Source organism: Sphingomonas sp. IC-11, from assembly GCF_021043365.1.
Lineage (GTDB): Bacteria > Pseudomonadota > Alphaproteobacteria > Sphingomonadales > Sphingomonadaceae > Sphingomonas.
Map to the genome: position 1 here is coordinate 1,578,946 of NZ_JAJNDU010000001.1, position 15,078 is coordinate 1,594,023.

Here is a 15,078-nt window from a genome sequence, read left to right on the forward strand (position 1 = left end):
ACGGTTTCGCTTGCCCGCAATCCACGCTAACACGCCCCGGTGCGCGCCCGTAGCTCAGTTGGATAGAGCACGAGCCTTCTAAGCTTGGGGCCGCTGGTTCGAATCCAGCCGGGCGCGCCAAACGCGACTTACCCTTTCCATCCGCAATCGCCACGCATCGGAATGGATGTCAGCGACGGCCAAGTGCCGCGGGCTATCGCCATATACCAGCTATAAAGTTCGCTTCCCGCTCTTGCGTGTGACAGCTCACCAAGCCAGTCTGGAAAGCATAGGACCGGAAAGCCGGCGATTTCAGGAGAGGGTTATGGAAGCAGCAAATACGGTTCTGTTCGCCGCGGCTGGCATCGGCGCGGTAGCAACGATGAGCAGCATCCTTTTTCTCGCACGTCGCGCCAGATAGCTGACTCAACCCGGACGAACGACTCTCCTGTAGAGAGCGACGCCTACAACCATTGCAAATAGAGCAGGCGGCAGGAGCCGAGCCTCCGTCCGCCGCCGCTCAAGCTGCTCGGGAGCTTTGCCTCGCTCGCGACATGAAGCGACGCGCCTCTCCCGAACGCAACATGCTGAATCGCCATGCGGCTTCCCACGTAGCGGTAGACGGTCGAGATTGCGCCCTCAAACGAACCAATCGGCTGCGCCGACAGAGGGCGTCAGGTCCAGCATATCGCGACGCATACGGCGAGGGAGCGCCGGATCATCCCTCAGCCAATCGTTCCAGCGTGCGAGGAACAGCGCCAACTGCTCCCCGGGTGGCACCGTTACGCCGCGAGATTTCTTTTCCGAATGAATGAGCTCAGCGGAAGGATTGTACACGATCCGATATCCCTGCTGCCGCATCTTGAGGCAAAGATCCGTGTCGTTGAACTCCAGACTGAACCTTTCATCGAACCCGCCGACAGCCGCAAGAACGCTGCGGCGAGTTGCCAGCACCGCCCCCGTTACCATGGAGACTTCGCGCTGGGTGACCGCCCAATCTTGGTACGTCGGGCTCGACGCCCGTGCTCCCAACCACGCGTGAACGCTGGTACCAAGGACGCCGCCGTAGATCCCGGCGTGCTGGATCGTGCCGTCATCGTAAAGCAAGCGCGGTCCTACAGCGCCCACGTCTCGGTCCATCGCAAAGCCGGCGAGAGCCCTCAGCCAGCCTTGGTCGAGCGCCACGACATCATCATTGAGCATGATGACAAGTTCGCTGTCAGCAGCCTGCCACAGCTGGTTCATCTTGGCGGCAAAGTTGAAAGGTTCATCCTCACCTCGCAAAGTTTCGATCCTCTGCAAAGTGAAGGGCCAGTCGGTGAGCGCCCAAGATGGGGTGCCGGAAACGTCGTCTCCAACCAGTACCGTCAGGCGGCCGGACGGCCATTCCACATCGGCAAGACTTAGGAGCAGCCGCTCGATGTACGTGCCCGTGCCATCCTCTACGGGCGTACGCTTGGTCGGGATGCACAAGGTGACATTAGGAAACTCGCCCTCGAAACGCGCTGAGAGCTGCAGTGATTCAGGAGCGCGCCCATCGGCCACCGAATAGCCGGCGTAGAGCGGCGACCGCTCAAGCAAGGCGCGGCGGGCGGATGCCGGCGCAGCACTGCGCCGACCGCCCTGCACCATCAGTACGTCTGATATGCCGCCGATCGACAAGCCGTTCTCGGCCGCCCGCAGTACCAAGTCATACACGGCCGCATCCCCAAGCTCCGGGCGCAACCCGCCGACCTCGTGCAGCGCCGAACCCCGGATAAATACCGGTGCACCGATATAATCCTGAGCGGCAAACAGGGTGCGGTCGAAGGCAGGCTTCAGGCGAACCTGCTGCTGCAGCGTGGCCTCGCCAAAAGCGACGTCGTCGGCATAGAAAAGAGATACGTCGGGTCGGGCGGCAGCGTGCCGTGCGATGATAGTGCCGGTTCTTGGATGAAAGCTCGCATCTTCCGGAGCGATCAATAACCAGACATTGCGGTCATTGGGGATGTGGGCGAGGCCGTCACTCGCTGGGGTGAGCGATCCTGCCGCCAGCGACAGCACCTGGAGCGCACTCGTACCCGCCTCCCCACGCCCGGTCAGGTCGGACAGGGGCGTACCTGATACGCCTTCCTCTATCCTGGGCAGCGGATGACGAACGGCCTCAGCGCCAGAAACCACTGCATCCAAGCTCTTCGCGATAGCAGCGCCAACTGCTTCGATCGAAAGCGTTTCGGCGACGCGCGCGCGCGCAGCGTCTCCCATGGTTCGATCGCCCGCATCCACGCGTTCTGCGGCAACTACTAACGCCTCCGCCAGTGCGGCCTGATCCACACGCGCCCAAGTTCCGCCGCGCGAGTAATGTCCGAAATCTTCATCCAGCGTCCACGTTTCCGCGCGGACGGGGAAGCCGCATGAGCCGTCGAGGAACTGCCTTGTGCCGCTATAGTCGGTTGCCACGACCATCCGTCCGGCCGCCATCGCCTCGGCAACCGTCAGCCCGAAGCCCTCCGAACAATGCGGCGAAGCATAGATGTCGCACGACGCGATCAGGTCAGACAGTTCATGACTCGTCAGCGATCTATCAAGCAGGATGACGCCGTCGGTCGCCTCGGCAAGAGCGGCCAGTGCCCGTCCCTCGCCAGGACGATCCATAAGGTGCTTGGTCTTGAGAACGAGAGTCCAGCCGCGTGCGGACAGGCCGGATGCCGCAAACGCATGGACGAGCGCGGCCGGGTTCTTTCGAACGAGGTAACTCGCGCCGTCGAACACGTACAGGATCAGGCGGCGATCTGCTGGAAGCTGCAACGTCGTGCGAATAGATGAGACAGCGCCGAGGAAGTCACCAGCGACCGGCACCACATGGGGGATCACATCAACGGGCGCTTGCTCTTCCGCCGCAAAGACCTCGGCATTGTAGCTGCTGGGAGCCCAGATCCGGTCAACAGATGCAAAGTCCTGGTGCCATGCCGCAGGCAGCTGCTCCATCTCCCATACCCAATAACCAACGCGATGCCGGGCTTGGCTGACGTCCCTTCGCTGATCGTCGGTCAGCAGGTGCCAGGAATCAGGATTCAGATGAACAATCGCAACGTCGGCCGGGCCGGCGAAGTCGATCACGTCGTGGGGCGGAACCAGCGGCTTATGAACGTGGAACGCTTTGCGGATCGGATGCAGGTTCAGCCGCACGCCCGCTTGGCGAATGGCAGCGATGATGCCCCTGCTCGCCGCTCCCAGGCCATTGTCGTAATTCCAGGGGCCATAGAACGCGACTTTATATGGCTTGCTGGGCACATGGCTGCCCCCACCACTCGGCACGGGTCGGGCGAGTAATGGATAGCCGGCACCGGGAAGCGGCTCGTCTGTGTAATAATCCGAAGCCGCTTCGATCATGTCGCCATCAAAGCCGGCGCGCCTCAACTCACTCTCTAGACCGTCGGTGGAAACGTGCGCAAACCCGTTCCGCAGCAGGGAGCATTTCACGAACGGGAACCCGGCTTGAAGAAGCCGCTTCCAGGCAAACAAGGTCGGGTTGCGAGCCTGGTCGACCTTGAAGATGCTGTCGGCGGAGAAACCGGCTTCGCAGACGCGCTGCGCGAGCGGCACCTCATATCGGTTGATGATGGCGTCCTTGTCCGAGATCACCTCAACGGAGTTCACGAACAATTGAAAGGCATAGGAGGCCAATAATGGCCCGCTGACACGCAGGAAGTAGCTTTGCAGATGCCAGCCACGCTCAAGCGACTCTGTCAGGCCAAGTAGATCAACAGAACTCTTCCGTATCCGCCCGATCAGCTCGGCAAAGCCGGCCTTGCTACTCGGACCTACGATACTGTCATTGATGATGTACAGGCATTCCGCGGCATACAGACGCGGCTCCAGCCTCAGCATGTGCGCCCACGCGCCGAAATCATAACCTTTGTTTTCGCGGACCACGGCGCTGGACACCGTCTCCAGCAGTTCATCATCAAGGACCATCGGCCGATCGCAGTTGACGACCAGCGACACCGAAATACCTTGTTCGCGCAGAATCCGCAAAAAGCCGCGCACGAAAGGCTGAAGCATTCCGGTTGCGGCGTAAGCCACGAAGATCGCATGTTCGCCGCCGACACCGACGAGCGGCTTGGCGACGACGTGGCGGGCGGCAGTGACGTGCCGAGTCAAGTCCGCTTCCACAGAGCTGGGAAACGTGATCGTCAGAGGGGAGCCATCCAGGAGGTCGCCCGTCGAACGCAGCCGCACATCTGCGCGCACTGCCTCACCAGCGAGGTCCTCCGCATCGACGAATATGGTGAACCCGGCCGGCCCGTCCGTGAAACCAGCGTCCGTCACATCTGCGCGAAACTGAGTCGCCGTGCCCGAGCCAATGACTCGCCCATCCAGAGTTACAATCTCGATTTCGGCAGGCCTACGCGCCGGCTCGGGCTCCACGGCCCAGCCACGCACCACCTGCCCCTCGACCTGGTCGACGCTGCCCACCATGCGTCTTCCGCCCCGTCCACGCTGAGCGGCAAGATTGCGTTCAGGCGTTATCCCGAGCGATTCCAGCTCGGTACGCGCCGAGAGATTTCCGTCGATCTGAAAACTGCGCGCGTAATATCCTTCTGCTTCGCGCAGCTTGCGCAAGGACTTCATCAAATGCCCGAGGTTCAGCGCCAGGTCGGAGTCGTCTGGCTGCAGAAGCTGTGCTTGAAGATAGGCCTCCTCTGCCCCCGCTGGGTCGCCTGACTCCTTCAACGCGTGGCCAAGCTGCACCCAGATCGCAAAACTGTTCGGATCCGCCTCCAAGTACGACCGATAATGCCCTGCGGCCGATGCCCAGTCGCCATGGTCGCGCGCCTTGTCGCCCAGCAGCCGATATTTGGCGTTCGCTGGCGATCGGCCGCCCGGCAGTCCGAGCACCGCCGCCGCACGCGCGAAATAGCTGCGGACCATTATTCCCCCGTTCCCGTCGACTGCCCCCTCATACGAGCTAATCGATATGTGCTATGGTGTTAAGCGGCCTTCGAGTGTCGCGGCGGGGGAAACGGGTTCATGTCGGGGCAGAACGATGCACCTGCCAGGGATGGCGACTGGCGCTCCGATCGATCTGCTTCAGAATTTCGCGGATCGTCGGCTCTCTCAACAATTCGAACGGTTTGTCATCTCTCCGCCAGTACGGACTGATGCCGGGGTCATCGGCCAACGCCTCTCCCCAACGATCGAGCAGGTCCAGGCGCTCACCTTCGTCCCATGCGATCGCAGCCTGCGTCTGGTTGCGACCTCGCGTAGCCCCCTCGTGATGGATGGCTTCGATCGCCGGGCAGTAAAGGATGACTCTCCCGAGTTCGCGCAGTCTCAGACATAGGTCGACGTCACTGTGCGCCACCATCAGTCGAGCCGCGTCGAATCCGCCGAGTTGGTTGAAGTCGGAACGCCGGACCGCGAGAAAGGCCCCGGTGAGTGCGCATACGGCATGGGTGACCACGTAGCGGCGCCCAGGCCCTGGATCTGCCGCTGGAACGCCCCTGCCCTCATGTTCGGTTCCGCCAGGTCCGAACCCGAAGGCAATGCCTGCGTGTTGAATGGTCCGGTCCGGGTAAAGCAGCCGAGCGCCTACTGCGCCGACGTCGGGACGGCTCAGGCCATCGGCGACGAGATCATCCCAGCCGGTCGACAACATCTCGACGTCGTTGTTGATGAAGACGATAAGCGGAGCGTCACTCGCCGCCGCTCCCATGTTCGATGCCAACGACCAGTTGAAGGGCGAGTCGAATCGCAGGACGCGCGCTGCACCATCCGCCGCCAGGCGATCGAACAACGCCGCGGTGTCCGCCTTCACGCTGCGGTTGTCGACCACGACGATATCCAACCGGTCCGGCTGCCGTGCGGTTGCTCGCAGCGCATCAATCGCGCGACCGAGCAGGCCGGCGTTATCTCGGGTAGGGATGACGACCGCGATCCGATCGCTTCGGGGTGTGGGCGTAGGGCGGATTGCTGGGGAATGCACCTCGGGAGAAAGTCGGCCCGGCCTTGCATCTTCCGGCTCGGCGCGCCCGGTCCTGGCGATCAGGGGCAAGCTCACCTGCGTCGCAAGCAAACGGGGAACATGGGCAACCCTGCCGCCGCGGGCGACATCGAGCAGAGCCCGCTTGCGAAGCTCCGCCCCACCATATCCCATATCCACCACCGGCGCGGCGAGCGCGACGACGGGCGGAACGATGCCTTCGGAGATCAGGGCTTCGTCATACGTGCCGAACAGCACCGGGTCCGCGCGCAGCATGCGCAACCCCGGATCCGCCACGCCGTGATCATGGTCGGCGTAAACCGCCCCTGCTCCAGTGCGGATCAACGCGAATGTCAGCCACGCCAGCGCTTCGGGATCAAGGACCGTGCCCGCATCCAGGAGCACCAGAGGGCCGGCACCGGCGGGCGCGACTGCATCGCCACTCACGAACTCTATCCTGGGGTCCGTTTCTGCAAAGGACGCGACGGGCCCCTCGCCCAATTCCGTGGACGCCAGCACCCGGGCCGACCAGTCACTCACCGACTGATCCTGCAAGCTTCGCAACGTCGCACGCAACAGAAAGGGAGCAGACCGCCGTGCATCCACAAGCACGGTGACCGGGGGCCGCCGCCCTTCTATCGGAGGGGGTGGGCGTATCGCCACGTCCCGACGGAACTGATCATAAGCCGCAACTGGATAGGCCAAACCTGCAGCGAGTGTCTCTTTCGCAAAGCGCTCACTCGCAAGCGCCTCCGCTAGCGCCATGATCTTCTGCCAGCGCTCAGCCGGTCGAAGCTTCTCCTCCACCTCGGAAAGCTGCTCGGACCGATTCCGCGCGCGCTTTGGCGCCACATGAGAGCCCGCCTGCTCCGGCAATGGCTCAAGGGCTGGCACGACCGCTTGTAGGTTTGCTCGAGGATCTGGTCGTGCCCAGCGCGTCATGATCGCTCCCACATCGCTTGTGCATGGCCCAGCCGTTATGAGGTGACAAGGCAGCTCCGACGATTGCCACCGGATCATTCGCTCGCCTACGGTTCCAGCATGACCGCCCAGACGCTCGATCCCTTTGGCTACTGGCCGGCCAAGCGCAGCCGCATTCGCTCGCTCGGCGGACGTGAGAAGAGCGACGATGCGAATTACGTCTTCCACACCTCTTATGTGTCGGTACCCACCGGGCCAGCGGTGGCCGAAATCTCTTTTGATGATCTTGTTGCGGATACCGGCATGATTGCGGTCCGCATCTTTCAGCACTTCCCAGCCGGAAAGCCGGCGGTGACCGAGCGCGGGAAGGTGACCGCGCTTCTCCCCTCCTTGGCGAGAGCGCCTCGGACCATCAAGCTACCTTTCGACGCGGTGGCGGGGGCCACCTACGCCATTACGGGATATGTGTTTGGCGAATGTGACGCGCACGCTCACGGCATCGCTGTTGCCATCGCCGGACGACAGGGCGAACGCGATGACCCATCCCGGGCGCGCAGCCTGTTCGGACGTCTCAAGGCGCGCCGGGCGAGTGCAATGATCAGCAGCGACTCACCGCAGCTCGCCTGGCCAGTGTCTCAGGGCTTCACGCCGGATCAAACGCGGGAGCCAGACTTTCATCGGTTAAGCGCCCTGCTCACCAATGGCGGAGCGGTGATCGAGCGCTGGGAATCAGCCTATATCCTGCGCGTCCTGGAACAATACGGCCGGCTTGAAGCCGGTGCGCGGGGACTCGCCCTGTCCGCTGGACCCGACCCAGTCGCCGCAGTCGCGCAAGACGCGGGATGCATCATCGAGACCGTCGCCGTAGGCTCGGGCGCTACCATTGAGTCCGCCTGCGCCGCTCGTTTCAGGGCGCCGGAGGAAGGCGTTGGCTTCGACTTCATCTACGCACGCAGTACGGTGCTTGGGTCGTGCGGCTCCGCGCAGGCGCTCGCAACGATTGAGGACATGCTGGCCCGTTTGCGGCCGGGCGGTCTGGCCCTGCTGATCGTCAACACCGGTCCGCACTTGGACCAGCATGGTCTAAATCGGATTGTTTTAGGCATTGCCGCCTTCGGCCATATTGCTGCTCAGCTACGCCACGGCGACACAGCAGGCGGGTCGGTCCCGTTCGGTCTGGTGGTCCGCTCTTCGACGGAGAACATGATCACGTGACGCCAACGGGCACACTTCGTATTTCCGAAGTTCCGGCCGCGAGCTAAGGACGAGCGATGCGCTTCCTGGATCACCAAGCCAGCCCCGCGGACATTCGCCGCCAGGGCGAAGCGCAGGGCGCCATCTTCGACATTTGGGCGTTACGATCCGGCGATCGCTGGCGGCACGAAGCGGTCATCCGCGGCTTGTGCCAAACTGCCTATCTGGGCGATCACATCGCGATCTGCCGCATTCTTGGCCGCTACAAGATGTACGTCGACACACGGGACGTGGGTGTCGCCAGCCATCTAATGCTCGATGGCTATTGGGAGATGTGGAACACCGAAGCCATTGTCGGCTTGGTCAAACCAGGCATGACCGTGCTCGATGTCGGCGCCCATTGCGGCTACTTCTCCGTGCTGATGGCCGACCTCGTCGGACCGCAGGGCAAACTGCTCTCCTTTGAACCCAATCCGCCCATTGCAGAGCTGCTCCGCCGCACAGTTGCGGTGAACGGCTTTGACAGGCGCACCACGGTTTTCGAAGTCGCGCTCGGCGATAAGACCGGTTCCGCCGTGCTGGACGTTCCGCGGAACGAGCCCAAGAACGCCCATGTCGTGCAAGGCACGCGCGGGCCAGGAATGGTGGAAGTCGCGCTGAAACGCGCGGACGAGATCCCTGGCGCACTCAACGCAGATTTCATCAAGATTGATGCGGAGGGAGCGGAGCAGGAGATCTGGAAAGGACTAAGCGGCATCCTGTCGCGAGAACGGCCGCTGACGATCCTGCTGGAATTCGCGGCTGTCCGCTACAATGACCCTGCCTCATTCCTCGAGGAAATACTCGGGCACGGCTTTCATCTCGCCGAGGTTGACCTGGTAGGCGGTATCCAGAGCCGCACCCGCGAGGAGGTTCTGAATGCCTCGCCCGTGGACGACCAGATGCTGCTTCTCACCCGGAACTAAGCGCTCTCTTGCCTCCGGTGATCGGCGACCGAGTCGACGACGTCCAGCACGATGTCCAGGTGGCGGTTCCAGCTCATTGGAGCCCATCCGCGCATCCGCTCGCATTGCGCTGCCCGCATTGCCGAGTTTGGCTGCGCATAATCAAGGATCGTTCGCAGCCACCCCATGCCGTCCAGCGGATCCAGGTAGTCGGGCAATTCACCCCCCGCCTCGCGGAGCGCGCTTATATCGCTACAGATTACTGGAACGCCCGTGGCCAGAGCTTCCGCAACCGGCATACCATAGCCCTCTGCAAAGGACGGCAGCAGCACCGCACGGGCGCCGCCCAGCAAACGCGTAAGCTGCCGATCGTCCACATCCGGTTGCTCGATTACATGACCACGTAGCGCTACCGAGCGCTCCAGCAGATCGATGACGTTTTCATTCTCCCAACCGCGCCGTCCGATCAGGATGAGACGCGGCGCCGCATCTCCCATGCTCTCGGCCATGCGTCGCCAAAGGTTCAGGAGCAGCAGGTGATTCTTACGCGGCTCGATCGTGCCGATACAAAGAAAATAGGGCTTCTCCTGCGCATTATCCGGCGCGGGCGGGACAGGATCACTCCACTCGCAGCCTAAATGCGCGACGCGGGCCAATCTCCCTGGTCGCGCGGTTAGATGTGGCTGGAGAGCATCCAGCGTGGCTTGTGAGTTCGCGATGATGCCGTCGGCAAACCGGTCGATCGTACGGATACGTCGCGCATGTTGCGCCGCTCCGTTCGGCCGCGCAAATTCTGGGTAGGTCAGCGGGATCACGTCGTGAACCAGGTTCACGAACCGTGCGCGTTCGGTTTGAAGGATGCTGCGCACGAGCTTGCCGTCCTCCAGGTGGTGCGGCGATGCCTGGAGGTACACACGCGGCCCGAGCGGCACCGGCACCGCTCGGGGTCGAAGGGCGAAGAGATGCCGAATGGCCTGGGCTCGCACCGCTTCCGCTTGCGCCTCACCCCGCGCCTGCCATCTTGCCTGGGTAAACGCCAGAAACTGACGCACCGCGCCGATCTCCAGCCGCCCGTAATAGCCGCCCGCGGGATGCACTGCGGCGAAGCGCAGCCGCTCCGGCACTCGCCTCAGCAATTCGACGGCATAGGCATATTCGACGCGGTCAATGCCGGTCGGCGTCAGGTGATAGGCACGGCTCAGCAGACGCGACAGGTCGAACACGATTGGCCGGTGCGCACGCCGGCTGTGCCGGCCAGTACCGGGCAGCCCCTTGCTGAAAAGCATCTGCGCCGGCGCGCGGAAGGGCTTCAGCGCCAATGCGCAATCCGCGTAACGTTATCGACGCGAGCGGTGACAGGGGTCGCCGCCGTCAAGCGCGGGACCGCGTTTTCGACCAGCATCGCCAGCCCCTCTTCGCTCAGGAACCCACCATGTACGAGCGATCGATTGACGAACACCCGGCGCACCGCTGCCCATAACTCGGCGTCAGGCGCTGGGGGATCGGGCCAGAAGTCGTCCAGCGCGCCGCGGTGCACGACGCCGTCGACATCATAGACGGCATGGCCAAGCACGGCGACGGGCACGCCATGATTCAGCGCCAGCGTGCCGACCGTGCTGTTTACCATCACCGCACCGACAGCAAGCGGCAGCAGCTTCGCGACGTCGCCCTCGGAAATGTAGAAGATCCGGTCCTCCACTCCGTAGCGCAGCGCGAGCTTGCGCGTGATCCGCCGCCACGGAGTCAGGCCGTTGTCCAGAGGGTGCCGCTTCACCAGCAGTCGGCTGTTCGCAGGTGCCCCCCGTGCGAAGCTCTTGATGATGAAACGCAGCGCAGCACGCATATCGCCAAAGGGCGAGTGAACCCGCAACTGGTAATCGGAGTTGAGCTGCAGCGGCGCTAGAAAGATCGGGTGCTGCTCTCGCTCCGGCAGGACCTTGGCCAAGGTTCGCTGGGAGAGCCTGCGCTCGCGTTTGTTGTTCGCTGCCCATAGGGCCCAGCCGGCGGCCTCGACCAACGCGTGATTGGGCCGGTGCGTGCGATAGAATGGATAAGCGGGGGCCAGCAACATCGTGGCGAGCAGATGGCTAATGGTTTCCTCGGCCCGCCGACGGAAGCTGGATGGCACCGGCTCATGGTCCGGCTCCGGCGGCAGGCGCGACGCCTCCGCCCGAAACCATAGTGGATCGCGCGGCATGCGCGAATGACCGTTCACCCCACCCTCTTCCAGGGTCACATAGTCCGGGCGGATATAGCCTTCCTCAAGCACGTGGACGCGCAGGCCACGAACCTTGGCCATGCCGTGCGCACTCGAGTGATGAGGGCGACAGTCGCCAAACAGCACCACGTCCGTGATCGCGTGATCGACGATGAAATCATCAAAGAACACGGGCCAGTAGCGCAGGGTACCTCGATAATCGACCGCAGGCCCCGGCCAGTCCAGCCGATCCCCACCGCACAGGTTGATTCGAAACACGCTATGTCCAAGCGCTGACAAGGCACCGCCCAGCCGTGCGAAATAGGACCCGTGCGGCCCTTGCAGGAACAAGAAGCGGCGCTGCTCCCCCCCGGTCATGAACGCCCCCGTGCAACATGTCGCGCTGCCAGCCGCGCTGCGCCATAGGCGCGCCGGAAGCCCGTAAGGGCGCTGTAAGCAGGCTTGTTCGTCTTGGCGAGACGTTCCACGATGACTTCGGCAGAACAGGGCAGCCCAGTCTCCGGATCAAGATATCGCGGCGCGAGGATCAAAGCTGCTGCTACCAACGCACCGATTGAAAGCGGCCGCCCGCGTCGTGCGGGAATCTCAGCGAGATCGCGCGTCAGCCCCCATCCGGCGTAGAATGGAACGCCATGAACGGTCACCGTCACGCCGCGCAGCAATGCTTCAAATCCGGCCTGCGAGGAAAAGACGTGGACCCCCTGCACCTTCTCCAGCAAGGCAAGCAGGGATCCGCCACCATCGATCAGATCCACGTCTTCTGAACCCGGCAGCACGCCGTCTCGCAGGCCGGCCATTACGTCGGGATGAGGGCGGTAGATGATGAAGGCGTCCGGCTCGCATTGGCGGACACGCCGCAGAAAGCCGCTCATCCCTCCGTCGCCACTACACAGCACTGACAGATCGTCCGCGACCTGACCAATCGCCAGCACGATGCGCCGGCCAGTCGGCAAGTTCGGCAGCGGCGCGTCTTTGTCGACGCCATATTTGCAAAGCCGCGCTGCAACGATCCGCTCGCGTAACGCCTTCGCCCGTTGCAGCAATGGCTCGTCGAAGTGGTAGGTTGCGAGCAGGGTCTCGATCTCGCTCACACCATTCGGATCGTAGTGAATACCCCCTGTACGATCCACGATGATCGACAATGGCGGCCGGCACTCCGCACCGAGCCCCGAAGACCTCAGAAAACCATCTTCGATCTGCCAGGCGGCCACTCCTGCCTGCTTCGCTTTTGTTGAAAAGTCCGCGGGTGTGCGAGACGGCCAATAGGCAATTGCTTCCCCTGCCTTGGCGGAACTGAGCGCCCGCTCGACCGAATGAAACGGCGGCTGCTTTTCACCATCCCACAGGAAACGCCCGATCGCCTCTCGCTTCCAGGCGCTCATGCCCGCTGCAGCAACGATCGGGCGGTTGGCGCTTAAGGTGCGGCGCCAGTCGGCCAGGATCTTCACGGCTTCATGTGCATCGCACGGCGCACCGCTGAACGGATTGCGATAGCAAGCCGCTTCGACTGCCCTGATCGCCTCCATTCGGCGGTCGGGCTCGCCGGGTTCGCGAGCTATCCACCGCAAAATGCCGCCTTCGAGTACATCCGCGGCCGCACCTCCGGCCGCAGTGCTCAGCCAGAAGGAGCCGCCGACGCCGTTCTCACGCATGGCGGCAAAGAGCTGATCGGGATCGCGAAGCGTGGACTGGCCGGGCCGCGACACCGCAGCTACTTGTTCCCCCACCCAGGGGAAGGGCGGAGATCGAAGCAGGGGGGCGGTCGATGTCGCGACCACAGCTTATCCTCCCTCCTGCCTCAGGCCGCGTGCTCGCGCACGCCAGCCGCGATCAGCCAGCCAATCGCATAGACCACCAGCAGGGCGCACAGCACGGTGACCAGGGTCAGTGCACGCTTCGGATAGAGCGACTTCACCGGCATGTTCGGCTCGACGACGCGAACGACATACAATTGTTGCCGCACCGCATTCTGCCGCGCCTGCTGATAGGTGGCTGCCGCCGCCTCATAGCGCTTGGCGAGCAGTTCCTGCTGAATGCGCAAGCGCTCATAGCCGCCCAGACCCTCCGCGATAGTGCTCGCACCGCCTGCAAGGCGGCCGTTCTGCGCCGCCAATTGCCCCTCCAGGCTCCGGATCTGCTGCTTGAGTGCCTGAACCTGCGGGCTGTCCGAACCGATCAGCGATTGGGTGGTTGCCAGCTGCGCGCGCGCTGCCGACAGTTCCTGTGACAGGCGGGAAACCAGGGCGATCTGTGCCTGCGCGGTGCCGGCGGGGTCCACGTCGCGCCCGGTCTGGCGAAACCGCGTAAGCTGAGTTTGCACGTCGCTCAACGCCCGCTCGGCTTCATCGAGCTGACGGCGTGACAGGGCGACCGCGTCGGAGAAGCCGCGGATGTTCATCTCGTTCACCCGCTGCTCGCCCAGCGTCAGAAGCGCGCGAGACAAATTATACGCGTCGCCCGGACGGAAGGCCCGCGCCTTCAGCGTGGTGATGCCGGTGTCGGTGTCAAAATACACGTCGACCTGCTGCTGATAGTAGCGCAGCAGGAATTCCGGTGTTGGCTGGGCCACCGTCAACCGGCTGACGAGATCGGCCTCCCGACGACGAAACAGCGCCACCAGGTTGAGCCGCTTCTGAAGAGTGGCAACGACGTCATGCGAGGTCAGGTAATCCGCCACGCTCTGCGCCTCGGTGGACGCAGCTCCTCCGCCCCCGGCCCCGCCGAAGCCGAGCGCGGCTGTGATCCCGTCCACCGAGGGGGCAGGATTGTTGCCGCCTTGGGTGCGAACGATGAAATGCGCTTCCGAGACATATTGATCGGACGCCATGGCATAGAGGTAGGTCGCCAGAAGCAAGGTCGGCGCGACCACCACCACCGCAAACCACTTGTACCGCTTCCACAGGCGGCGAGCACGCGTGCTCAGGGGCGGCGCGGCCTGAACTTCCGCATCAGCCGGCGTCATGAAACCGTGCACGCTCAACTCCCCCTCATCGTGCAACCCACGGTGCTTTGTGTATCCACGCCGGTCACGGCATGTGGATACGCTTCCGGGTAACCGAAAGCAAAAGAAGCCCCAGCAAAATCAGGCCTAAAATCCATCCACCAAGGTACGCAAGATCAATGTAAACGGACTTGGCAGACTTGAACCAGCCGTAGCGCATCATCTCGTAACAATGCGCCAACGGGATCGAGAGCAGTACGTCGCGAACCTGTTTCGGCAAGGCGTGCATTGTGAAGAAAGCCCCGGACAAGGGCATCAAAACGTAAATGAGCGGATGTATCACTCGGCCGAGTGTGCGGCGCTCATGCGTAATTGCGCACACTACCATGGACGTACCCCAGGACAGCAGGAACAACGCAGCGACACCCGCGACGTAGATCAGCGGTCGCTCCGGTGGATTGGCAATGCCGGTGGCCATCGCCACCCCCATGAGCAGGCAGAAAGCTACCAGCGTCCCTGCCTGTTCGAGCAATCCACGCGACAGGAGAACATCGAAAGGCGTGATGGTGCGATGGTAAAACAGCGACACGTTGTTCTCGAGCACACCCTCGGCTCGGCTCACCATCGAGCGGAACGTCATGAAGTTGCAGTATCCAATCAATGCAGCCGGCACAGGCTTGATGTCGCCACCGAAATGGTTCGGGCTACGCGCGTGGATCAGGCCAACTGCCGTGGCGAGAAATAGCGGCTCCAGGATGAGCCACAAATATCCGATGTTCTCACGGCCGTAACGAGTATGAAGCTCGCGCATCATCAACGCGCCGATGACGCGGCTCTGGATACGCAACCCTTTTCTCATCACGCCGGGCTGCGATCGCAAATCCTCGCTGACGCTTGCCATGATTCTGCCCCGAAT

9 protein-coding genes and 1 tRNA gene are annotated in these 15,078 nt (G+C 63.0%); 3 read left to right on the forward strand and 7 right to left on the reverse strand.

Annotated elements, in window-relative coordinates; translation table 11 throughout:
• The first annotated feature begins 43 nt into the window (after positions 1-43).
• Positions 44-120: transfer RNA gene (locus LQ954_RS07685), tRNA-Arg, on the forward strand.
• 498 nt (positions 121-618) lie between these two features.
• Here the strand turns inward: LQ954_RS07685 and LQ954_RS07690 are convergent.
• Together LQ954_RS07690 and LQ954_RS07695 are read right to left on the reverse strand one after the other, a co-directional pair.
• Positions 619-4,893: a rhamnan synthesis F family protein gene (locus LQ954_RS07690; RefSeq protein WP_231022544.1), complete on the reverse strand. Its 4,275-nt coding sequence runs from the start codon at positions 4,891-4,893 to the stop codon at positions 619-621.
• 97 nt (positions 4,894-4,990) lie between these two features.
• The gene (locus LQ954_RS07695; protein ID WP_231022545.1) at positions 4,991-6,484 is read right to left on the reverse strand and encodes a glycosyltransferase; all 1,494 of its coding nucleotides are present in this window, start codon (positions 6,482-6,484) and stop codon (positions 4,991-4,993) included.
• 501 nt (positions 6,485-6,985) lie between these two features.
• Here LQ954_RS07695 and LQ954_RS07700 point away from each other — a divergent pair.
• Entirely contained in the window at positions 6,986-8,080 is a 1,095-nt protein-coding gene (locus tag LQ954_RS07700) for a hypothetical protein (protein ID WP_231022546.1), read from the forward strand.
• A gap of 56 nt (positions 8,081-8,136) precedes the next feature.
• Complete coding sequence (locus tag LQ954_RS07705) at positions 8,137-9,024, forward strand: FkbM family methyltransferase (protein WP_227770033.1); 888 nt, start codon at positions 8,137-8,139, stop codon at positions 9,022-9,024.
• Here the strand turns inward: LQ954_RS07705 and LQ954_RS07710 are convergent.
• The 5 genes from LQ954_RS07710 to LQ954_RS07730 form a co-directional block, all read right to left on the reverse strand.
• Complete coding sequence (locus tag LQ954_RS07710; protein WP_443026605.1) at positions 9,021-10,322, reverse strand: glycosyltransferase family 4 protein; 1,302 nt, start codon at positions 10,320-10,322, stop codon at positions 9,021-9,023. The two genes, LQ954_RS07705 and LQ954_RS07710, sit on opposite strands and share 4 nt — an antisense overlap.
• The gene (locus tag LQ954_RS07715; RefSeq protein WP_231022547.1) at positions 10,313-11,578 is read right to left on the reverse strand and encodes a capsule biosynthesis protein; all 1,266 of its coding nucleotides are present in this window, start codon (positions 11,576-11,578) and stop codon (positions 10,313-10,315) included. Before LQ954_RS07715 ends, LQ954_RS07710 begins: the two co-directional genes overlap by 10 nt.
• On the reverse strand, positions 11,575-12,927 hold the full coding sequence (locus tag LQ954_RS07720) for a capsular polysaccharide export protein, LipB/KpsS family (protein WP_231022548.1): 1,353 nt from the start codon (positions 12,925-12,927) through the stop codon (positions 11,575-11,577). The genes LQ954_RS07715 and LQ954_RS07720 overlap by 4 nt, the downstream gene beginning before the upstream one ends.
• A gap of 92 nt (positions 12,928-13,019) precedes the next feature.
• The gene (locus LQ954_RS07725; RefSeq protein ID WP_231022549.1) at positions 13,020-14,195 is read right to left on the reverse strand and encodes a lipopolysaccharide biosynthesis protein; all 1,176 of its coding nucleotides are present in this window, start codon (positions 14,193-14,195) and stop codon (positions 13,020-13,022) included.
• 52 nt (positions 14,196-14,247) lie between these two features.
• Positions 14,248-15,063: an ABC transporter permease gene (locus LQ954_RS07730; RefSeq protein ID WP_227770029.1), complete on the reverse strand. Its 816-nt coding sequence runs from the start codon at positions 15,061-15,063 to the stop codon at positions 14,248-14,250.
• Positions 15,064-15,078 lie beyond the last annotated feature (15 nt).

What these genes read in the sequence shown, in the direction of transcription:
- LQ954_RS07705 (WP_227770033.1), top strand. Translation starts at nt 8,137, where the DNA reads ATGCGCTTCCTGGATCACCAAGCCAGCCCCGCGGACATTCGCCGCCAG.
- LQ954_RS07700 (WP_231022546.1), top strand. Translation starts at nt 6,986, where the DNA reads ATGACCGCCCAGACGCTCGATCCCTTTGGCTACTGGCCGGCCAAGCGC.
- LQ954_RS07690 (WP_231022544.1), bottom strand. Translation starts at nt 4,893, where the DNA reads ATGGTCCGCAGCTATTTCGCGCGTGCGGCGGCGGTGCTCGGACTGCCG.
- LQ954_RS07715 (WP_231022547.1), bottom strand. Translation starts at nt 11,578, where the DNA reads ATGACCGGGGGGGAGCAGCGCCGCTTCTTGTTCCTGCAAGGGCCGCAC.
- LQ954_RS07730 (WP_227770029.1), bottom strand. Translation starts at nt 15,063, where the DNA reads ATGGCAAGCGTCAGCGAGGATTTGCGATCGCAGCCCGGCGTGATGAGA.